15 protein-coding genes and 1 pseudogene are annotated in these 21,833 nt (G+C 37.4%); 9 read left to right on the top strand and 7 right to left on the bottom strand.

The window, feature by feature from the left end; translation table 11 throughout:
- Positions 1-289 (bottom strand): annotated as a pseudogene (locus H344_RS0106695) (transposase); the annotation flags it as partial.
- Between the two features lie 100 nt (positions 290-389).
- Here H344_RS0106695 and H344_RS0106690 point away from each other — a divergent pair.
- Positions 390-848: a hypothetical protein gene (locus H344_RS0106690; RefSeq protein WP_026809607.1), complete on the top strand. Its 459-nt coding sequence runs from the start codon at positions 390-392 to the stop codon at positions 846-848.
- 86 nt (positions 849-934) lie between these two features.
- On the opposite strand, the gene H344_RS0106685 is transcribed toward H344_RS0106690, so the two are convergent.
- Positions 935-2,506, bottom strand: a complete 1,572-nt coding sequence (locus H344_RS0106685) for a Fic family protein (protein WP_026809606.1) — start codon at positions 2,504-2,506, stop codon at positions 935-937.
- Positions 2,507-2,673: 167 nt separating this feature from the next.
- Positions 2,674-3,999 carry a tyrosine-type recombinase/integrase gene (locus H344_RS0106680; RefSeq protein WP_169514953.1) on the bottom strand — a complete coding sequence of 442 codons (1,326 nt, stop codon included), beginning with the start codon at positions 3,997-3,999 and terminating at the stop codon, positions 2,674-2,676.
- 705 nt (positions 4,000-4,704) lie between these two features.
- Here H344_RS0106680 and H344_RS0106675 point away from each other — a divergent pair.
- Positions 4,705-5,844 carry a geranylgeranyl reductase family protein gene (locus H344_RS0106675; protein WP_026809604.1) on the top strand — a complete coding sequence of 380 codons (1,140 nt, stop codon included), beginning with the start codon at positions 4,705-4,707 and terminating at the stop codon, positions 5,842-5,844.
- Positions 5,845-6,148: 304 nt separating this feature from the next.
- Positions 6,149-7,882, top strand: a complete 1,734-nt coding sequence (locus tag H344_RS0106670) for a hypothetical protein (RefSeq protein ID WP_034256264.1) — start codon at positions 6,149-6,151, stop codon at positions 7,880-7,882.
- An 84-nt stretch (positions 7,883-7,966) separates the two neighbouring features.
- On the opposite strand, the gene H344_RS0106665 is transcribed toward H344_RS0106670, so the two are convergent.
- A complete protein-coding gene (locus H344_RS0106665; protein WP_026809602.1) occupies positions 7,967-8,401 on the bottom strand; it encodes a hypothetical protein in 435 nt (144 codons plus the stop codon).
- A gap of 172 nt (positions 8,402-8,573) precedes the next feature.
- Positions 8,574-10,970 (bottom strand): patatin-like phospholipase family protein, encoded by a 2,397-nt coding sequence (locus H344_RS0106660; protein ID WP_026809601.1) that lies wholly within the window; start codon positions 10,968-10,970, stop codon positions 8,574-8,576.
- Positions 10,971-11,525: 555 nt separating this feature from the next.
- Here H344_RS0106660 and H344_RS19810 point away from each other — a divergent pair.
- Complete coding sequence (locus H344_RS19810) at positions 11,526-13,574, top strand: amino acid carrier protein (protein ID WP_240484953.1); 2,049 nt, start codon at positions 11,526-11,528, stop codon at positions 13,572-13,574.
- A gap of 121 nt (positions 13,575-13,695) precedes the next feature.
- Here the strand turns inward: H344_RS19810 and H344_RS0106650 are convergent, their stop codons facing one another.
- Positions 13,696-14,337 carry an HdeD family acid-resistance protein gene (locus H344_RS0106650; RefSeq protein ID WP_026809600.1) on the bottom strand — a complete coding sequence of 214 codons (642 nt, stop codon included), beginning with the start codon at positions 14,335-14,337 and terminating at the stop codon, positions 13,696-13,698.
- Positions 14,338-14,726: 389 nt separating this feature from the next.
- Between H344_RS0106650 and H344_RS0106645 the strand changes: the two genes are divergently transcribed.
- Positions 14,727-15,899, top strand: a complete 1,173-nt coding sequence (locus tag H344_RS0106645) for a dicarboxylate/amino acid:cation symporter (RefSeq protein ID WP_026809599.1) — start codon at positions 14,727-14,729, stop codon at positions 15,897-15,899.
- Between the two features lie 78 nt (positions 15,900-15,977).
- Here the strand turns inward: H344_RS0106645 and H344_RS0106640 are convergent, their stop codons facing one another.
- Positions 15,978-16,970 carry a Gfo/Idh/MocA family protein gene (locus tag H344_RS0106640; protein WP_026809598.1) on the bottom strand — a complete coding sequence of 331 codons (993 nt, stop codon included), beginning with the start codon at positions 16,968-16,970 and terminating at the stop codon, positions 15,978-15,980.
- A 266-nt stretch (positions 16,971-17,236) separates the two neighbouring features.
- Between H344_RS0106640 and H344_RS0106635 the strand changes: the two genes are divergently transcribed.
- The 4 genes from H344_RS0106635 to H344_RS19800 are packed head-to-tail and all read left to right on the top strand — an operon-like array spanning position 17,237 to position 21,801.
- Complete coding sequence (locus H344_RS0106635) at positions 17,237-18,745, top strand: sodium:solute symporter family protein (RefSeq protein WP_026809597.1); 1,509 nt, start codon at positions 17,237-17,239, stop codon at positions 18,743-18,745.
- A gap of 1 nt (position 18,746) precedes the next feature.
- On the top strand, positions 18,747-18,962 hold the full coding sequence (locus tag H344_RS19805; RefSeq protein WP_034256256.1) for a hypothetical protein: 216 nt from the start codon (positions 18,747-18,749) through the stop codon (positions 18,960-18,962).
- A gap of 21 nt (positions 18,963-18,983) precedes the next feature.
- A complete protein-coding gene (locus H344_RS0106630; protein ID WP_026809596.1) occupies positions 18,984-19,214 on the top strand; it encodes a hypothetical protein in 231 nt (76 codons plus the stop codon).
- Between the two features lie 13 nt (positions 19,215-19,227).
- Positions 19,228-21,801 carry a glycoside hydrolase family 2 protein gene (locus tag H344_RS19800; RefSeq protein WP_051254152.1) on the top strand — a complete coding sequence of 858 codons (2,574 nt, stop codon included), beginning with the start codon at positions 19,228-19,230 and terminating at the stop codon, positions 21,799-21,801.
- Positions 21,802-21,833: the final 32 nt, after the last annotated feature.

Here is a 21,833-nt window from a genome sequence, read left to right as displayed (position 1 = left end):
TGATATATTACGTGTCGCTCTTGGAGAAGATGCTCACCGCCTTTTTTAATATATCCCGCTCCATTTTGACCTCTCTCAGCTCTTTCTGCAAGGCCTTGAGTTCCTTCTCCTGAGGGGAAACCTCTCTTTTCTTGTCAAAATCCCCCGATTTAGCTTCATATTCCCTTTTCCATCGACGTATCATACCATCGTTCAGACCATAGTCCTCACTAATCTGTTTTGCCTTTAATCCAGATTTTAATAGATCAACTATCATAACCTTGAATTCATTATCATACTGTTTTGCCATAACTCAAATATACTTATTACGGACTTAATAAATTAGTGCCATCAAAGGTAGACACTCCATTTATTTTGAAGAGCAGGAAGGAAAACTCCGGGTGGGCTCGTTGTATTCCAAGTATAAGGTAACCGTATCGCTTTCAACGAAAATGCAGGACTACCTGCAATCGTCTCCTGAGCTTGCTAGTGCCATGGCCAGGCAGTCCATCATCCTGAACAATATAATAGCCAAAGGACAGGACAATTTAAAAAGCCTTTGGATGGGGCACTTAATGGATCGCGGACTTTATAAACAAGCGGCGTATAGTTACGTATTGGAAGGTGTATTACCCAATTTGCCGTCCGAACTAGTGGAGCATCATATGGCAAACGGATTCAAGGAGGCCTTGGTGGCCGTTGCCACAGAGCGGGACCGAAGAGCACAGGCCAGGATGCTCCAGACAGGTTGGAATGCCCTAGATACGCTCATGGGCCCTACCACCTCCCAAGAGGAAGAAGCCTATAACGGGTTCAGGGACGAGCTAACGGATTATTCCAAGTACAAGGGGAATTGGTTTTCGATGTAGGAAATAATAGTAACAATTTGAAATAGAAGTTTATTCCCAATGGAGAACACTTATAACAGACAGTAAGATGGAAAAGGGGTGAGATTTTAAGATTTTAAAATAAAGAACTCCTTGTACTTTTTTTCAATATGAAGAGTCTCTTCATCGCTTAGTTGTATAAACTCTTTTTTTCGTGCTCTTTGTGAAAGTTTACCTTCATTTTGTTCAAGAAAACGAGCTAGTACAGATATCATCTTATCTGGCATTTCATACTCATCGGCCACATACCTCTTAAAGTCATCATAATTTTGGAGGTAGGCAACTTCTTTAGGAATGACGTTTTGAACAGTATCTTCTACACAATCATATAAGAATTCAGCCTGTTTGGTTGCATCATAGTATCTGTAATAATCTTTAGTGTCATTGGTGACCTCTACATTGTGGTCGGGGGTCTCTTTCCATTCAATAAAATCCAATAACGGGTGAGAATAGTCCTCTAATACTTTCTGATAATCAACGATATGGTCCAGTATGGAAGCGGATATGGGAAATATTATACCTTGTTTCGAAAATTGCTTTTTGGCCAGTATATGATGAATGAGGTAACGATGTAGTCTACCGTTTCCATCTTGTAGGGGGTGAATAAAAACAAAACCAAAAGCAATTGAAGCTGCAATTAACACTGGGTCCATATTAGACCTTAATAAGAGACTGTTGGTTTCTAAAAGCCCCTTGATTAAAACTTCGATATCCTGCCACCTTGCTGAGATGTGATCTGGAATCGGTTCTCCCGTAGTACGGTCATGTTCTCCTACAAAACCGCCTTTTTTTCTATATCCGATATCGATAAATCTCGGATTTTCAATAACGATTTGTTGGAGTCGGATAAATTCTTCTTCGCTAAGGTCATTGGAACCTGCCTGCCCAATTGCTTGCCCCCAACGGGCGGCTCTTTTGCTCCGAGGGCTCTCACCTTCAATTGTAAATGAAGCTTTAGAATCTTTTAATAAAAGAAAAGCGGACGCTCGTTGGAGAATGTCTTTGCGGATCCCTTTTAGATATTCTTTTTCACGTTCCGACAATTTGGAGGCGATATAATCCTCTAACTTTTTGGTCTTAAAAATGAGGGGACAGAAGTCAGGTGTTCCAGGTAGATTATTGATAATTAAGTGGCGCGATGATCTCACCCCTTCAATAGTGTATTGCAGGTTTTCGTTCACTAAAGGAACATAACTTTTCTTTGTTAGATCTTTTTTTGTGGAAAATTGTTTTTTTAGTATCCATTCCAGTAAAAACCAGATACGTCTGCTGTATTGTCCGGTTGGTTCTATACTGACCAATTCCGTTAGTTGGTCCTGGGAATAATGTTTAGCCAAAAAGCTAAAAAATAAGAGATTGATTCCTTCATATTTAAGAGAAAACACCAATTGCTTATATAACGCTTCTATTTCTGAAAGATGTTTATGGTCATCTGGTAAATAGCTGTTGGGTAGAACGTTCCATTCTGGAGTTTGATATCTTTTGTTTTGGAGACAGACCAAAGCGATTTGGCTAGGCATCGGAATTCTCAGTCCTAACTTTTGAATTATGGCACTATATCCAACAATGGTTCCTTTTTCGGGAACTGTCTTTCCCTGAAAAATGGGTGCATGACATGAAAAATGAGCGCTGGTTGACATAAGTTGTAGAATTTAAGCGCAATATACAATAAAACTAAGCGCTCTTGAATAAATGTGAGCGCAAATAAGTCTATCGTGAGTAAAATAGGTGTTGCTTTTCGTGGGTTGAATATAGGGTTAAATCAATTTGTAAAATATGAATTATAAAGTGAGTGGTGCTATGAGGGTTATGAGCGATGTTCTTGGGTAATGATGGCATTGATTTCATCCAGAACTTTTTGCGATACATTTTTTCCATAATGCTTTTCAGTTACCTGAACACTTGAGTGTCCTAGTCCTGAAGAAATTTTACGGATATCGATACCCAAATCCAAGCCAATGTTTGTCCAAGTATCCCTAATAGTATAGGTGGTAATCTTTTTATCGATTCCTGCAAGGGCTGCAATTCGTTTCGCATACCGATTGAAAATTTTGACCTTTCCATTATTAACTTTATGTAGATTTTCTGGCAAGGTGTCCTTTGGTATAATGGGAAAAAGGTATTCATCTTCATTTTGACCGTTAAAATAATACCCAATTATTCTTAGAGCTTCATCATTTTGGAGAACACTAAAATAATCCCCTTGGTAGTGAGTCTTTTTACGGTAATATTTAATACGGTTATCTTCAAATTGAGAACGCTTAATTGTCGCCATATCATAATGGTTCATTCCCATATTATTAAACATGAAAAGCAGGAAGTTTCGAGTATCCCAAATAGGAGTACGGGCCTTTAATTTCAATTTTCGGATAGCTGATATATCCTCAAAACTAAGAGGAGCTGGAGCATTTTCATGACTTTGCTTTTTGATACCTGATAGCGGTTTGTGGTCTTTTAATTCGTAATATGTCTTTCCTGCGTCGTTCATTATAGCTTGTAAGCTTCTAAGATGAAGAGCTGGTGTATTCTTTGACTTATACCGATTACTCATATAGGCTTTGAAGTCTTTTAAGAAGGAATAGTCCATAGCTTTTATTTCCATATCCAAGTCATTAAACTTTTCCAATACCTTTAACTTCTTATCTTCCGTTTTAAATAGAGTTTTAATTGAAGCCGTATCGTCTTGATTATTGAGGCTTTTTCTGAATTTAATTAAAGCTTTCAGGGCATCTTCGTAAGTACTGGCTGTTGAGAAACGGTTTTCAAGTCGAAGTCTGTTCAAATACCTTGCTCCATGATGCAGTATTGAATGGGACGGGGATTTATTGAAAAATATCCGTTCTATTTCCGATTTCAATTTTTTAATCTCCCAATGTCTTATTTCGCCCTTATGTTCATCCATCCATAGATCTACCTCGGAATAAATTTTACGGATACGTTTAGTATGCCTTGTTGCATTGAGTATCCCCGTGATTTTGCCGGTTGAAATATTATATTGACTTTCTTTTAAGTGTAGCTTAAAGGGAATATCGCGTGTTTTTCTTGCGTGCCCAATTCTTAATACCAACGGCAATTTATTATCTTTAGATCTGGAGTTGTCCCGTTTATCGAAGGTTATCTTAATTGTGGCCATGATATTATGGAAATTTAGTTGCGTGCTTTTTGCGTGCTTTTTTTGGTTTTTAATGGTCTTTAATTTACTTAAATATAATAAAAAACACTGATAATGAGGCATTTAAGGTCATTTGAATGTTTTTAAGACCATACTCAGACCAACTGTTAATCAGAGGGTCCTTGGTTCGAGCCCAAGAGGAGGAGCAATAGCGACGAAAAGCCACTCAAACGAGTGGCTTTTTTTATTTTACAAATCTTGGGCGAGAAGCCTGTGCCGAGCGTAAGTCGAGGTAAGCCCAAGAGGAGGGACAAAAATAGAAATCCAACTTATGAAAATAGGTTGGGTTTTTTTGTTTATAGTACTTTGTATACAGGCTCTTGACGAGATTGTCTATTTTCTATATGAGTTTATTGTATGTGGTTTAAGGTGTAAATTCACCCCTATAGAGGTACACTATTCGGTACCCATATAAAATCTCGAGGTTCCCTATTACAAATCTGGATTGTTTACCCATTGTTTAAATTTAAACTTGAGGTAGTGAATCATGGAAAAATATGGGTCCTATTCTGAATTATGTCCAATTTCTGGATATTTGAATATTTATGCAAATAGTTGAGTTAATTTATAGAGGAAAAATTCTTCCCCTTATTTTTTTAATTTCCTCCAACAACTTACCCTCTAGAAAGAGCTTATATTATATTTGTGATTCTAAACCTGTGTAGAATGAAACATTTTGATGTTGCAATAATAGGAAGCGGTCCTTCTGGTGCTTCAACCGCATATCACCTTGCTAAAGCAGGTATTTCAACAGTAATCATAGAAAAAGAAACTTTACCACGCTACAAAACATGTGGAGGTGGACTAGTGTTTAGAGGGCGAAATAGCTTGCCCTTTGATATTAAGGCAGTGGTTGATAAAGAGTTTTACACGGTAGACATCGTTTTAGGGGAGAAACTGCAATTTAAGACTCATAGGGAAGAGCCTACCATTACCATGGTAATGAGAGATTCTTTTGATAAGCATTTTACGGAGAGAGCAAAAGAAGTGGGAGTAACTTTGTTAGAGAATCATAAATTAGAATCTTTAGAATTTAATGATAATCTAGTATACTTAACTACATCACAAGGAACAATAACTACCAATTTTGTAATTGCTGCGGATGGTGCTTTAAGTCCAACTGCTAAAATGGCTGGCTGGTTAAAGGATACTAGAAAACTAATTCCCGCTTTAGAGTATGAGGTTGAAGTGTCTGATGAAGATTTTGAACGTCTTTCTAAAGTTGTTCGTTTTGATATTGATGCTATTCCTTATGGTTATGCCTGGAGTTTCCCAAAAAAGAAACACCTTTCCATTGGTGTTGCTACTACCAAAAGAAGTAAAATAAACTTAAAAAAATATTATCAATCCTATTTGGAAACCTTGGGAATTAATATCATAATTAGTGAGTCGCAACACGGTTTTCAAATCCCTGTTTCTCCACGTACCGATGGTTTTGTTAAAAACAATGTTTTCCTAATTGGAGATGCAGCTGGATTTGCAGATCCTATTACGGCAGAAGGAATCTCTAATGCAATTTATAGTGGGAAATTAGCTGCTGAAGCTATAATCGAGGCAGATAAGGAACCACAGTTAGCAGCAGTCTTATATGAAGCGAAATTAGACGCAAAATTAATACCAGAACTTAAAACTGCTCTCTGGCTTTCTAAATGGTTTTACGAACAGAAAACCATTAGAAACTTATTCTTGAAAAAATACGGACAACAAGTTTGCGAAGAAATGGCTAATATTTTTCACGGTAAAAGAACGTATCCAAAAGACATTAAGCAAAAGCTTAAGGATAAAGTTAAACAACTAGTTTTTTAGCACCTCTATAGCCTATTTTATGAAACAGCTGGGTTCTTATGATTGTTCCTCATACTTCGTAATAGCTTTTTACTTTTATTGATTTTGGATAGCAGTAAATGGTAAGTTTAGTGCCACTGAAAAGGAGTATTGAATTAGGTAAGAATAATAAAGATCTTTCAATTACAACTACCTGTAGATTTTATTTACACCCAACTTCTACACTTAATCCGTTACTTGTCTAACTTTCTTTAATAAAACCTCAATTTATTAGTTGTAACTTGTTCATTGGCAAGGGGAATGCAACAAGTTAAACCGGAAAGCAATGAATAGATTTTGGTGTTGGGGAATATTGAATCTGGTGCTATTACTAGGTTCTTGCAAAGCAGATAAAAAAGAAATTACGGAGAGTGCTAAACCTGTGATGCAAATTAGCTTGGCACGCATAGATGCCATGCCCAATTTTCCCACGCCATTCAAAATAATGGACTTTAAGGCGTTGGCTATGGATTTTGATTCCCTTGCTTTTGATTACTCTCAAACCGGTGAATATTGGCCTTTAGTCTGGAAGGACGACTCCAGAAAGAATTTTGATCAAAAAACCTTTGGGATGTATACCGCTATGGGTGATATCAGACAAGGGGAAAGCCATTATAAAGGTATTTTTCACGAGTCGCTATCCACCATGGGAACTGTTTTGGGTGCCAGTTTGGTGGGAATCGACAAATCCCAGCAAGAGGGTGAAAATTATGTAGGTATGTTGAAAAACTATTTCAATACCGAAACAAATTGGAACATTATGATGAACAATACTAGTCCTGAAGTTGCCATGTTAGGAGGTGGCTACGCCCGAGACTGGTGGTACGATGTTTATCCTAATGTCCTATTTTATGCAATTGCAGACCTTTATCCCAATGAACCAGATTTTAAAAGTCTACAACGGTCTATTGCTGATAAATTCTATGTGGCCGATTCTATTCTAGCTGGTAATTATTCCTACTCCTTTTTTGATTATTCCACCATGGAACCTAAAGAGAGTTGGATTTGCACCCAGGAAGATGTAGCAGCCGGACATGCCTATGTGCTATATTCCGCGTATAAAAAGTTTGGTGATGCAAAATATCTAAAAGGTGCTAAAACTGCTACAGAAGCGCTTCTAAGCCAGAAAGAAAATAGGTTCTATGAAATTTTAATGCCTTTTGGAGCCTATGTGTCCGCCCGTTTAAATGCGGAGCAAGGGACTGATTATGAAACTAAAAAAATAATGGAATGGACCTTTGATGGTACTTCCGTATGTAGAGAAGGTTGGGGTGTATTGGTCGATAATTGGAACGGGTACGACATCTCTGGCCTAGTAGGCAGTACGGTAGATCATGGGGGATTTGCCTTTCTAATGAATACATACGACACCATGTGGCCATTGGTGCCTATGGTACGGTATGATCCGCGTTATGCTAATGCAGTGGGTAAATGGATGTTGAATGCAAGTAATGCACTTAAATTTTTCTATCCTTATGAAATGCCCGATGATCATCAGACTATACCAGAGCGAAAAGACCATACTAAGGGCGTTATAGCTTATGAGGGATTAATAAAAGAGGCTCATTTTGATGAGTATCAGCATATATCGGCTCCAGTGGCAATTGGGGATGGTCCGCATTGGATAGAAGGAAACCCCGATGTTTCTCAGTTTAGTGTTTACGGTAGCGGACATGTTGGTATTGCAGCTGCCATTATAGAAAAAACAGATGTACCCGAAATTTTAAAATTGAACTGTCTAGCAACCGATTTTTATAGCGATAAGGCCTATCCTACTTTTTTGATATACAATCCACATCCGGAACAGCAATTTATAAGCTATGAATGCGAAACCTTAGGGAAAGTTGATCTTTACGATGCAATCTCTCATCAAATAGTAGCCAAAAACGTGACTAAATCCTCTAAAATAGAAATACCCGGTATAGACTCTCGCCTAATAGTTGAGATTCCTGCTAGTGCTACCATAACAATTAAAGAAGGTAAATATTATGTAAACAATATCGTGATTGCCTATAAATAAGTAGAGGTAATGTACTGTGGGTTAAATTGAAGCCAATAAACAAGGAGTCTTAATATGTCTATTATTCATTAGAATAATTCTAACCTACCCAACATCAATATTATTCTTTTGAAGTTCCTTTTTTACATATTCCTTATAAAATTCCACCGCTTGTTTAGCTAACTCAGTAGCTGCTTTATTATGAGAAATGCTTATGTGTACTAGAACATAGTATAGGTCATTAGAGGTGCTACTATTAGAACTAGTTTCCATTTTAAAACTTTTATGGACTTTTGAGGTGCCTAAAGTAACTATCTCATAGTTCGATTTCTTTAATTCAGGGAAGTTTTCAATTATTTCACTATTGACTGCTTCTCTATCAATAGCGCTTATGATAGGTTGAATTTTCTCATAATTAGAATCGATGTTTGCAGGGGTACAATTAATTTTTATAGTTTCCGAAACAGTAGAGGTGAAGGGGTTGCCGCAACTAGCTAGGAGAATAAGTAGTAGAACTGGTAGATAAAGGTGGTTTCTCATGGTATATTTATATGGTGTTCTTCTTCAATTCACTAGAACCGATGCGTAAATTGGTGAGTTCTGGTTGGGTTAAACAAATCAATTTACGGAAATACTAGTTTACCTCATAATTTTATCTATCCTATTTAACAGCATAAAGGGTTTTATAAGTATTTTGCTGAAAGCTCCCTGTTTAGTCAGAAACATTAAATTGATAACCGATACCTATAAAAAACCGAACTCTATCTGTGCTATTTACCCAAGACACATCAAAATTAATAGGTCCTAAAATAGAGTTGTAGGAGAAAGTGGTCCCGGCGGACATTAAGATGCTTGGTTCAATAGATTCTGACCAATCGCCCTTTGGTATAAAAGCATCTTCTAGGTAGTCTTTAAACCTGCCAAAACCAACAGAAGCCATATCTATATGAGGTGTAATGTAAACTTTGTTTAATGCATTTATTTGTAGCCCCAACTTCAATTTTGCAAACTGTGTTACACTTAATTCCCCTTGGTGTAACCCTGGAAAAACAAAATTATCATTGCCGGGGTTATTGCTATTTCCTCCTATGAAGTATTTGGAGTTAAGACCCAATTCCGAAAAAGACAAGTCATCACGAGATTGTACATCTTCAAAGATAAAATGTCCAGATAGACCTAAAATACCTGCCGATCTATCGTTTACACGGAATCTTTTTTCGTAATCTAGCCCTATCCTAGTATACTCATTAGTAGATCCGTTAATATCAGGAACATTTACATCAGATGAGATTACTTCTAAGCTGTTATGTAATGATCTACCTAAATACCCTTTTAAAATAGCACCATGTGTAGCATAGTGCACATCATTCATGCTGTTATAACGGTAATGGGCATATAGTTCAGTATCACTGTTCTTATACTTGTTAATTTGGAGCACGTTGTCCTTAACATCAGAATCTATCGTAGGGCTTAGGCGTGTGTTATGAAACTTAAGCCCAAATCCAACATAACTCCGCAAGGAACTTAAATTTCGATTAAATTGATTGTCAAAATTAAAATAGCGGTAGCTTATATCATCGGCATATTTCCCTCCAACAAATACTTTCTGTCTTAGTCTATGTCCAAAAGCTTCTGAACGCCACCACCAGTCGCGGTCATGACCAAAGTTTTTTTGGTGCTGAATTCTAAATTTTGGCTGATCAGCAATATCGAGGGTCACCAGTGAGCGGGAAGCATTACCAATAATGTTTCTGCCGGTATAGTTTACAATTACGCCTACCCCATTGTCCCCATCATAGTGTAAGGACCCCTTTACTTGATGTTGAGACCTTTCAATTCCATGTAAATGTAATTGTATTGAATCCTTATCCACAATAGGATTATAGGTTATCTGACTGAATATGGTAGTTCCCATTGCCCTGTTAACACCGTCCATTATATCTGAAATGCTATAGGATTTATGGGCTTTAATATTGGTACGGGCTCTAACAAGAGCCAAGTTGTTATCGCTTATTCCATGGTAAACCACACTGTCTAAGCTTACGCGCTTCTGCACAACGGGGAGTTGATGAGGGCGTTGTTCATATTTTTTTAAACGTTCGGAAAGGGCAATTAAGCTATTCATATTCCGGTGTACCGCTATTTTTCCTTCTTCATATATAATATCGCTTCTTAGAAAGTCGGCCGTAGAATAGGTTAGGTTAGGAGTGTGGTCAATTAAGATATCACATAACTCCCTGTTTTGCGGGATTTTTAAATTGCTAGTCATCATCCCTGCCTGAAACATAAGTGCGGTAAAACTATTAAGTTTTTCTTTGCTGGCCATGCCTCCTCCAACATCACTTCCAATAATAATATCGGCCCCCATATCCTTTGCTATATCAACTGGGAAATTGTTCAATAATCCTCCATCTACCAATAGCGTCTCTTTATAGCGGACGGGAGAGAAAACTCCTGGAATAGACATACTAGCGCGCATGGCAAATCCTAAAGATCCTCTGTCTAATATCACTTCTTTGCCATTTACGATATCTGTGGCTACGGCTCGGAAGGGAATTGCTAACTCATCAAAATTACTTGTATTGTAAGAGGGGTATGTAAGTGTAGAGATAAAGTCTCTTAGATTCTGATCGTTCAACAAGAAGTTGCCTAACTTTAAGTTGCCATCCGCCCAATTAAACTCTACCAGGTAACGCCTAAACTCAAATTTTTCTTCTGCACTAACGGTTCTTAAAGATACACCACCACCTATTAAGTCGTCCCATCTTGCATTTTTAGCAATGTTGGCAATGCTATCCCCAGAATATCCCATAGCGTATAGAGCGCCCACAATACTTCCCATACTATTCCCTACAACCAAGTCTGGCACAATACCAAGGGAGTCTAACATCTGTAAAGTAGGTATATGTGCAATTCCTTTTGCACCACCACCACTTAAAACTAAGGCTACTTTAGGTTTCTTGTCCTGGGAGACAGTAGTATGGGGTGCAACCCAAAGGAATAGAAGGACCAGGATTAATACATTTTTTTGTAGGGCTATTAATACAAGCCCTAGCATTTCATTTTTATTAAATAGGTATTTTGTTTTTGGGAGCGTTTTCTTAAGCATTTATATTTTGGTCTTTTCGTCTTGCTGGCTGGGACGGTAGATATAAAGTCAAAAATAATCTATATAATATTAATGAGTCAAATTTAAACCTAGATTCTAAAAATAATAAAGAAAATAAGGTTGTCGGTAGAATTCAACCATTTTAAGATTCTTTATCATGACATTCAATTTTAATTCAAATTTCAATTTTTGTATGGGATTGCGTTTTTAATGTTAAAGTGTGTTTTTATCAGTATTTGTTTAAGAGGTGTCCCTAGCTCCTTTTTCTAGGAGCTGTTACGTTTCTTCGAATTGTTTACGCAATCTATTGAACATTAGTGCATTATAAGGTGTAAATCATGGGTGTTTGACTTAGGTGTAACCGGGTTAATCGCCTGTATTTACACTGGTTTTGCCTAGGTAATTCTCGGAGAAATATGGTAAAATTCTTGGGAGGGCCTATTCTTATTGTTAAATTGGGGATTTTTAAAATTTAAACGAAATAGAAATAACTATTTAATGTTCAAAAACAAATTTTTCCCCACGTTACTATTCTCTTTAATAACAATCTTCCTTATGGGCCAAGACCCAGGTGGTTCTGGCGGTAATATGGCAGTTGATATAGCGCTAACCAATCCGTCTAAGGAAATAAATAATGGAATAGCTGAGGTGAAGGTAACAGGGGGTAAAGCACCGTATCTTTATAAATGGAGTAATCCCCAGACTGGCTTAGATGAGAATAAGGCCTCGGGACTTATAGAAGGTATGGACCATACTGTAAGTGTTACAGATGCTGATGGGAATACGGTTTCCAAAACATTTAGAATAAAGGCAGCATCCATTACAGAAGTATTTAATAGTAACGTGCAGCCGGCAGTAGACTTTTTGGGTGCCATTTTGTTCTGGGATCCATTTGCAGCTTTGGGAATATATGATCCAGTAGTTTATAATGATAAGAGTGCTGTATCCGTTCCTTTACAAGAAACCATTAAGCAAAACTATACGCTAGAAAGATGGTTGGTGTCACAAGGAGAAAGTGTGGATAAAGGACAAAAACTAGCTCTTTTAAAAGGAAAAAACAATAAGGAGCTATTGATTTATGCTAATGCAAATGGTGTTTTAGAACATATTATAGAGGAAGGAACCCTTATTGCTGATACTAGAGATGGACTTTCTACGAGCCCAATTAATTTGGCCAAAATTGAATATGAAACTCCTAAACCATTATTGTACCCTAATGGAGATACAAGAACTAGTACCATTCCATTTATTGTTATCTGGTTAATTCTAGGAAGTATCTTCTTTACCTTCCGACTAAAGTTCGTTAATATTAGAGGGTTTTTACACTCTATAGATTTAGCAAAAGGGAAATATGATGATCCCAATGCCCCAGGTACCATTACTCATTTTCAGGCGATGGCAACCGCTACATCAGCTACAGTTGGTTTAGGGAATATTGCAGGGGTAGCAGTGGCTGTATCTCTAGGAGGAGCAGGTGCTACTTTTTGGATGTTTACTGCCGGTTTCTTTGCCATGTCTTTAAAATTTGCAGAATGTACTTTGGGGGTGAAATATAGATTTATAGATGAGGAAGGTCGAATTTTTGGTGGGCCAATGAATTACTTGCGCTATGGATTGGAGAAGCAAAACTTAAAAAAACTTGGAAAATTTTTAGCAGGATTTTTTGCAGTACTAGGTATCGGAGCTTCTTTTGGCGGTGGTAATATGCTTCAATCTAATCAAGCATTTAAAATAGTATCCGAACAACTTCCCTTTTTACAAGAACATGGATTTTGGTTTGGTGTTGGTTTTGCCCTCCTCGTTGGAGCCGTGATAATTGGAGGTATTAAGAGTATTGCCAAATTTACAGGTAAGGTAGTTCCGTTTATGGCTATACTTTATGTCTTAGGTTGTTTGGTAGTAATTGGAACTAATATAGAAAACCTTGGTTGGGCAGTTCGCTCAATCATCGATGGCGCCTTTTCTGCGCAGGCTATGAAAGGTGGTTTTATTGGGGTATTGATTATTGGGTTGCAAAGAGCTGCTTTTTCTAGTGAAGCAGGTGTAGGGTCTGCTGCAATTGCCCATAGTGCTTCTAAAACTAACCATCCTATTGCCGACGGATTTACCTCCTTGGTAGAACCTTTTATAGATACTATGTTGGTGTGTACTATGACGGCTTTAGTACTAATTTTTACAGGAAAACACGAGGTTTCTGGCTTGGGTGGTGTAGAGCTAACATCTGATGCCTTTGGAAGTGTAGTTTCTTGGTTTCCGATGGTGTTGGCTGTAGCTGTATTGCTGTTTGCATTTTCTACTATGGTGTCTTGGTCTTATTACGGAATGCGATCTTGGACCTACCTTTTTGGTCGTAGTAAAAAATTAGAACTGGTATATAAATTATTGTATTTGGTGTTTATAGTATTAGGAGCTTCAGTGAGTCTAGGTGCTGTATTGAGCTTTGCAGATATGATGATTTTAGCCATGTCTTTCCCTAATATTATTGGATTATATATTCTTGCACCAGAGATAAGTGCAGATATGAAGGTGTATTGGCAGAAATTAAAAGAAGGAAAACTCTATGTTAATCCCAAATTCCGGAAAGATGCAGAAGTGCCTAAATAGGGAATTGATTAGTAACCATGAGGTGCTTTACTCTCGTTGAGTTAAGAAATAGAAATAGGGAAGACTATGGATATTTATTTTATTGCCCTCCCTATTTCGTTACAGGCAGTTTCTGTGCTAATTACTGATTGTTCCACTCTCTACGGAGGTCTTCAGATAATTCTTCATACCGTTGTCTTAAATCTGATGATATGGTTTTAGTATGTTTATGGAGTTTTCTTAACTGAAGGGAGAAATACATGCTAAATAATCCGGCAAAAAGAAAACTTAGACTTACCAATACCACAACACTCACTCCCACAAATAAAGGATTCCATAGTAGGATGAATGAGAATATAGCACCTAAGATACCTAAGGCTAAAAGTGCTCCCCAATTCTTACTACCATATCTCTTAATATCCATAGCCAAGCTGATAGCTGCAATGGAGCGGAATAAAATTATAAACCCTATATAAAAAGCTATAGTACTAACAGAAAGAGCCGGATTAATAAGTAATAGGATACCAACGATAAAAGTAATAATCCCAAAACCTAGGGTCCATCCCCAATTTTCTAATTGATCCTTGTTTACAATGGAGAATATAATTTCGGATACTCCGCCAAATAAAAAGGACATAGCAAATAAAATAGCCAAAGTAAGTAGTGAACTTAAGGGAGCTGTAAATGCAACAATACTAACGATAATAAAAAATATTCCTACAAGAAGTGGAATATACCAGTTTTTAATGGCTTTTTTAATCGATTTTAAGAACATTGTTTCCATATTGGATTGATTTAGATGGTTTTATATTAATATGAGTTTATATCCTGTAGAAATTTGCTTTATTGTCTTTTTAGATTAAACCTCCTGCAGCGGAGAAAAAAAGTGTTAGAGATTGGATTTTAGTCTTGTATACTTAGTGTTAATAGTAGTGCTCTTAAAGTACCTAATTATAGTATCCTTATACAAAAATAACTTTTAGTTCGTAACAATACGAACTAAATCAGATAAAGTTTTGTTAATCTTCGTAATGCTTTTATTTATCCTAGGTTGTATATTAGCAAAATTTCCGTGCCTTTAGGGTGTTCAACTGTTGTGAAATAGAGTCCATTTAGTGGCTTTGCCTTAAGGGAGAAATAACTGTAGCCCCTTATTCTAAGTAATCTACTTCTATGAAACGAATTTTTTCTAACCTGCTATTTAAGGTGTTTTTAGGTATTGTTCTAGGAATTGTATTTGGACTTTTTTTACCTGAATCTGTTAACAGAATCTTTGCCACTTTTAATGCTTTTTTTGGACAGTTTTTAAATTTCTCCATCCCTTTAATTATTATGGGGCTAATTATGCCTGCTATATCCGATTTAGGTAGGGGAGCGGGGAAGCTTCTTTTATTAACTGCCGCTATCGCCTATGGCTCCACCCTTTTTTCGGGTTTTATGACCTACTTTGCTGCGGCGGGAATTTTCCCAACATTATTAGAGTCCCATGCAGCAAATGCCGCGAGTATTACAGAAACGGGAAAAGAACTATTGCCTTATTTTAGTATTACCATTCCACCTGCTTTAGATGTAATGACGGCCTTGGTATTTGCTTTTCTAATTGGTCTTGGCCTATCTTATCAGGAGAAATCAGCCCTAGGTGCTGTAGTTAAGGATTTTCAGGTCATTATAATGCAACTGATAGAGAAGGTAATTGTTCCTCTCTTGCCGCTATATATTCTTGGAATCTTTGCAGGTATGGCTTTTAATGGAAAGGTATATTCCGTGCTTTCTGTATTTGTAACGATTATAGGGGTCATTTTTGCTTTGCATATTCTTTTACTAGCCATACAATATGTTATTGCTGGCTTACTTACAAAAAAGAATCCTATAAAATTATTGGCGACCATGTTACCAGCTTATTTTACGGCTTTGGGTACACAATCCTCAGCAGCAACAATTCCCGTTACCTTAGAACAGGCTATAAAAAATGGGGTGTCTAAAAAAATTGCAGGTTTTGTAATTCCTTTATGTGCAACTATTCACCTTTCTGGTAGTATTATGAAAATTACCGCCTGTGCCATGGCCTTAATGATTTTGCAGGGAATTCCATTTACTTTTACTCTTTTTGCAGGCTTTATATTTATGCTAGGTATAGCTATGGTGGCTGCTCCTGGTGTGCCTGGAGGTGCTATAATGGCTGCTATAGGTATTCTTCAATCTATGCTAGGTTTTAATGAAGAAATGCAAGGGCTCATGATAGCTTTGTATATCGCAATGGATAGTTTTGGTACCGCTTGTAACGTTACCGGGGACGGAGCCATTGCTTTGGCGGTAAATAAACTCACGAAACAGGTGGGTGCATAGCAGGAGATAAGCATCGATTTTAGGCAAATCTAGGTGGTTGAAAAATTGGGTAAATAATATTCCGTAGTGGGCATTACTTTACAGCAAAACCCTTCCCCCTATCTCATGACTTTCTTCCAATTTCTCTAATACCGCCATATTATTAATGCCATCCTGTAAGGGAGTAGGTACATCCGTATTGTTTATTATTGCCAGATTAAAGGCGTCTATTTGTAAGGTGTACTGATTGCAAGTATTAAAGGTGATGGTTTCTGATCCATTTTCCCTATGGATCCAGATTTTTGAAGGTTGGTTTATAGGCGGATTAAAAGGAAGCTGAAATTCTATGCTTCCTTCAGTGCCATAAATTTGTGTGCTTTGATGATCTGTAAGTCGGATTGAACTAAAAAACGTAGAAGTCCCCTCCTTAAATTCCAAAATACCATTCGCAAAGAGATCTACTTTTGTTACTGGGTCCAACCCCAGTACCCCCGAAACAGCGATAGGTTCAGATTCAAAAATATAACGAGAGAGGGAAAGGGAATAACAGCCTATATCTCGTAAACTTCCGCCACCAAACTCCTTCTTATTGGTGATGCTATTTGGGTCATCATCAAAGAATGAAAACGAAGAACTTATAATACCCACCTTGCCAATTGCATTTTCGGTAATTAACTTTTTCGCTTTTATCCATTGAGGGTGAAATCGGTACATAAAGGCTTCCATCACCTTTAAATGAGGATGCTCTTGAGCAGCCTGTTGTAGTAACTCCCCTTCTTTTTTGGTGGTGCCAACTGGTTTTTCTACCAAAACGTGTTTGCCAGCTTTTATTGCTTTTATAGCCCAAGGTACATGGAGGTGGTTGGGCAAAGGAATGTAAACGACATCAATATTGGGATCGTTTAACAATTCCTGGTAATCCCTATATGCTTTTACCTCTAAATAGTGCTTTGCAACTTCCTTAGCCTTAGATATATTTCGGGAAGCAATAGCACCTAATATGCCATAATTGCTCTCTTGTATGGCAGGTATAACTTGTTCTACTGCAATGGTTGCTGTACCTAAAATTCCCCATCTTATTTTTTCACCCATGCTTCTCCAATTTAAATGAATATTAAACTTGATTTAAAGCTATGCAATAATATTAACTCATTTTATAATAATAATTCAATAAAATATACAATTGGGACAATATCTAATGCGTATTGAGTAATATATGCTAAGAGATTCATATTTAATATTTTTTCCTTTGTTAGGATTGGAAAACAGAAAGGAGGTAGATGTAGGTCAAATTATGGTGGTCTGGAGAAATGAATTCTGTTCGCTAAAAAACAACTTCAATACTAAAATAGCGGTGTATGTTAGCAGGAATCGATTATTTCATAGTAATAGCTTACATAATAGGTATGTTATTACTAGGGCTATATTTCAAAAAATATGTCAATAGCTCCGAAGACTATTTTCTAGGAGGTAAAAGCCTGCCTTTTTGGGCTATTGGGATGTCTATTGTAGTATCGGATATTGGTGCCTTAGATTTTGTTGGAGTTTCGGGGCAAGCTTATAGATACGGTGTTTCTGTAGGTAATTTTGATTGGGTAGGTTCTGTGCCTGCAATGTTATTGGCTGCATTTATTTTTATTCCTTATTTCTGGCGTGGCGGTATGTATACCATTCCTGAATATTTGGGAAGAAGGTATAACCAAAAGGTAAGGACCATTGCTTCGGTAACATGGATTCTATTTTTTGCCTTGGATTTGGGGGTTCTGTTTTGGGCAAGTGCGGTATTATTAAACGTGCTTATGGGTTGGCCCATATGGATTTCTATAATTTCTACTGCTGGAGTGGTGGGGCTATATACTTATTTTGGTGGAATTACCGCAGTTATAATGACCGATGTGGTTCAGTTTATAATCATGTTCATTGGAGGTTTTGCCTTGGTTTTTCTCAGTCTTTACGAAGTTGGTGGTTGGGATAATATGGTTGAAAAAATAAGCACTATGGGACCAGAGTACAGAAACCATTTTGATATCATTCAACCACAGGATACAAAATCTCCCTTTCCATGGACAGGAATTTTATTTGGACTCACCTTTGTTATGGCCAATGCATATATGATAGGTAACCAATCTATAGTACAGCGTTGTCTTACCGCTAAAAATGAATGGCATGCAAAAGCGAGTATGATTTTTGGCTCTGCTTTAAAAATGTTTATTCCCATCTTGGTATTGTTTCCAGGTCTTATGGCTGTAGTGGTACATCCCGGATTGCTAGACGGGGATCAAGCGCTGCCCATGATGATTAAATCTATTCTACCACCTGGGTTAGTCGGACTTATGTTCGCCGCGTTTTTTGCCGGACTCATGTCTAGCGTAGATTCGTTATTAAATTCTACGGCCACCTTATTTACCAAGGATATTTACGAACCTTTTATTAAAAAAGGAGCAGATGATAAACATTATCTAAAAGTGGGGCAAATTACAACTCTAGTTTTATTGGTAGTTGGGGTGGCTACCTCACCTATTAGTAGTGATTTCCCTGGGATTTATGTTGCCATTCAGACCTTTATGTCCTACTTCCAAGGCCCCATATTCGCTATTCTTTTATTGGGAATATTTTGGAGAAGAACTACTGAATGGGGCGGCCTTTCCGCATTGGTAATCGGAATTGGATTTGCTATTTACTTAAATGTGTTTAAAGAGCAATTCTTCACTATTGAAGACCCTTTCCTATATATTTCTTGGTGGTCCTTCTTACTAAGCTTTATCATAAATATGACGGTTAGTTTACTTACAAAGAAACATTCCGATGAGCAGCTGCAAGGCTTGGTGTTTAGTTCTAAAATTTTGGTAAAAAATAAAACTGTGTAACATGTTCAATTTTGACTGGCTTTCCGGTGTTTCTCAAGAAACGGCAAAAATGATATTCCTTAGCTTGTATGGGCTTATTGGAGTGTTGGTATTATTGTTACCCACCGAGTATGTTTACGAGGGTATAGCGAAGGAAGACCGACATTGGTATAACAATTTAAAACTGTGGTCTATTTGTGTTTTGGCAATACTGGCATCGATCTATTATAGTTTTTAACCCCTTAATCCTAAATAAAATATGAAACCAAATGAAATAGATGCTGGAATAAAATCTGCCCAAATTAACAATGCCCTAGGGGTTTTCATTTTCATTTTTGGGGTGATAGTGCTTTTTGCCATGATTTTTACGGACACCTTTATTCAACATATGACCGATATGGTTGCTGGATTACTGCTAATAGCTATAGGAGGAGGTATGATATGGAGATCGAGAAATATTATAAAGAAATTAAAGGCTAACAAAGAATAATAAGTTCTGTGAAATGTATAATTCCGGTAAAATTGCGTTGTCCGATAATTGGAGAATCCAGAGTTCAAATAAAGTTTTGGAAAAGGGAGAAGAAATTTCTACGACCTTCTCTATTTCAAAGGACTGGATCGCTGCTAAAGTACCATCAACTGTTTTAAGTACTTTGGTCGCTAATGGAACATATCCTGATCCTTATTATGGGGAAAATTTAAAGCGAATTCCAACTGAACTTTTTAAGGTGCCATGGTGGTATGCTACTAATTTTGAATTTACTAAAGAACAAACCGAAAATTTCGCGAATATAACTTTCGACGGGCTTAATTATAAAGCTAATGTGTGGCTAAATGGTAATCTTATAGCCAATACCAAGGATATTGATGGAGCCTTTAGGATTACTTCTTTTGATATAAGTAATTACATTATTAGTGGGACCAATATACTAGCAATTGAGGTTATTCCACCAACACCCGGAGATTTCAGTACTGGTTTTGTAGATTGGAATCCTGCGCCCCCAGATGGAAATATGGGCATATTTAGACCCGTGACCTTGCATCTTCATGGCGGGGTGCAGATTGAAAAACCTTTTGTGCAGACCAAAGTCAATCTTCAAACTTTAGAAGAAGCCAATCTTACCGTTTCAGCGGAATTAACCAACTATTCCGATATTACTATTTCTGGGGAGCTTATTGGGGCTATAGAATCCATTTCGTTTAAAAAAGAAGTTATCCTTGCTCCCAAAGAAAAGAAGCTGGTCATCTTATCAAGTGATGAATTTCCCCAACTCAATTTTAAGGACCCAAAACTTTGGTGGCCAGTACAAATGGGAGAACCAAACTTATACCATTTGGAGTTGGAATTTGTGCAAGAAGATAGCGTTGTGGATGCCGCCACCCTAATGTTCGGAATTAGAGAAGTAGAAGATTATTGGTTAGACGATACGCATCGTGGCTTTAAAATTAACGGTGAAAAAGTTATGATAAAAGGAGGTGGGTGGACAGATGATATGCTTCTGATGGATACCGATGAAAATATAGAAGCCCAAGTTAAGTATGTAAAACATATGAACCTTAATTGCATCCGTTTAGAAGGGGTTTGGGGAAAAGACCATAAACTGTATGACCTATGTGACCAACATGGGATTTTGCTGATGGTAGGATGGAGCTGTCATTGGGAGCATGAAATTCATATGGGAGTGCCCGTGAACGAACGTTTTGGAGGGGTTTATAAACCCAAAGACATCGCACATATTGCCCAAGCGTGGGAAGATCAGGTGGTTTGGCTGCGTAACCATCCTAGCATTTTTGTATGGACAGTAGCTAGTGATAAGGTGCCCATTACCCAACTGGAGCAAAAGTACGTGGATACCTTTGCTAAATATGATCCTACCCGGCCTTATTTAAATTCTACTGGCGGGGTGGGGAGCGACCAACATGTAGTGGGTAGTGAAGACGTAATTAGTGAGATTAGCGGATCTTCAGGAGTAAAAATGTTAGGTCCCTATGCCTATACGGCACCGGTATATTGGTTTACGGATACCCAATTTGGGGGTGCCTATGGATTTAATACAGAAACAGGTCCTGGAGCCCAGGTTCCTCAATTAGAAAGTTTAAAAAGAATGATCCCTAAAGACCAGCTATGGCCAATTAGTGAAGTTTGGGATTACCATTGTGGGAGATACGAGTTTTCTGATTTAAGTCGGTTTACCAAAGCTATCAACGAACGATATGGAACTCCAAATTCGCTAACGGAATTTGATAAGAAGGCCCAAGCGATGAATTATGAGCTAATGAGACCCATGTTTGAAGCTTTTCAGGTGTATAAAGAACGATGCACGGGGTTAATTCAGTGGATGCTGAATGCAGCTTGGCCCAAAATGTATTGGCAATTGTACGATTATTATTTAAATCCAACTGCCGCCTTTTACGCCACTAAAAAAGCCTGTTCCCCATTAAATCTTATCTATAATTATGGAGATAAACACATTTATGCTGTAAATGATCATCGGTATCGAGTAGAAAATCTAGAGGCTCATATTAGGGTGTTTTCCATAAACTCAGAGTTAGTGTTAAATGAAAAAGTGCCGCTTTCCTTGGAGGCAGATTCATCGGCATCCATTTTTAAATTGAAGGAATTTACGAGCTTATCAACTACTTATTTCGTTGACTTACGATTATTAGATACTGAGACTAACGAAATAGCTAATAACTTTTATTGGCTATCCAAAAAAGAGGAGATGTTAGATTATGAGGCTGACTTGGGGGATTTTGCCTTTCATACCCCTAGCAAAGAATATGCAGATCTTACAGAACTAAACCTCTTGCCAAAAGTCCAAGTATTTGAGACGCATCATTTTAGTCAAGACGGGAAAAATCAAAACATTGAGGTTCAACTAAAAAACAGTAGCAATCATATTGCCTTTTTAATAAATCTTAAGATGGTGGATAAATCCACGGGGGATTTAATTCTCCCCATTTTTTGGGAGGATAACTTTATAAGCTTATTGCCCGGAGAAGAACGACTCCTTTCTGCTACTTATACCTTTAAAGGGGAAGCAGAATTAAAGGTAGAAGGGTGGAACTTAAAATAATGTTGATATCTTAGGATAGTAAGGTATGTAGT

This window comes from Arenibacter latericius DSM 15913 (genome assembly GCF_000424985.1).
Taxonomy (GTDB): domain Bacteria; phylum Bacteroidota; class Bacteroidia; order Flavobacteriales; family Flavobacteriaceae; genus Arenibacter; species Arenibacter latericius.
Note: the sequence above shows the minus strand (reverse complement) of the source record. Positions and strands in the feature narration are given on the sequence as shown.

Excerpts from the sequence above, each read along its gene's own strand:
- H344_RS0106645 (WP_026809599.1), top strand. The coding sequence starts at position 14,727 with ATGAAACGAATTTTTTCTAACCTGCTATTTAAGGTGTTTTTAGGTATT.
- H344_RS0106675 (WP_026809604.1), top strand. The coding sequence starts at position 4,705 with ATGAAACATTTTGATGTTGCAATAATAGGAAGCGGTCCTTCTGGTGCT.
- H344_RS0106640 (WP_026809598.1), bottom strand. The coding sequence starts at position 16,970 with ATGGGTGAAAAAATAAGATGGGGAATTTTAGGTACAGCAACCATTGCA.
- H344_RS19805 (WP_034256256.1), top strand. The coding sequence starts at position 18,747 with ATGTTCAATTTTGACTGGCTTTCCGGTGTTTCTCAAGAAACGGCAAAA.
- H344_RS0106635 (WP_026809597.1), top strand. The coding sequence starts at position 17,237 with ATGTTAGCAGGAATCGATTATTTCATAGTAATAGCTTACATAATAGGT.
- H344_RS0106665 (WP_026809602.1), bottom strand. The coding sequence starts at position 8,401 with ATGAGAAACCACCTTTATCTACCAGTTCTACTACTTATTCTCCTAGCT.
- H344_RS0106670 (WP_034256264.1), top strand. The coding sequence starts at position 6,149 with ATGAATAGATTTTGGTGTTGGGGAATATTGAATCTGGTGCTATTACTA.
- H344_RS0106630 (WP_026809596.1), top strand. The coding sequence starts at position 18,984 with ATGAAACCAAATGAAATAGATGCTGGAATAAAATCTGCCCAAATTAAC.
- H344_RS19800 (WP_051254152.1), top strand. The coding sequence starts at position 19,228 with ATGTATAATTCCGGTAAAATTGCGTTGTCCGATAATTGGAGAATCCAG.
- H344_RS0106685 (WP_026809606.1), bottom strand. The coding sequence starts at position 2,506 with ATGTCAACCAGCGCTCATTTTTCATGTCATGCACCCATTTTTCAGGGA.
- H344_RS0106660 (WP_026809601.1), bottom strand. The coding sequence starts at position 10,970 with ATGCTTAAGAAAACGCTCCCAAAAACAAAATACCTATTTAATAAAAAT.
- H344_RS0106680 (WP_169514953.1), bottom strand. The coding sequence starts at position 3,999 with ATGGCCACAATTAAGATAACCTTCGATAAACGGGACAACTCCAGATCT.
- H344_RS0106650 (WP_026809600.1), bottom strand. The coding sequence starts at position 14,337 with ATGGAAACAATGTTCTTAAAATCGATTAAAAAAGCCATTAAAAACTGG.
- H344_RS19810 (WP_240484953.1), top strand. The coding sequence starts at position 11,526 with ATGGGCCAAGACCCAGGTGGTTCTGGCGGTAATATGGCAGTTGATATA.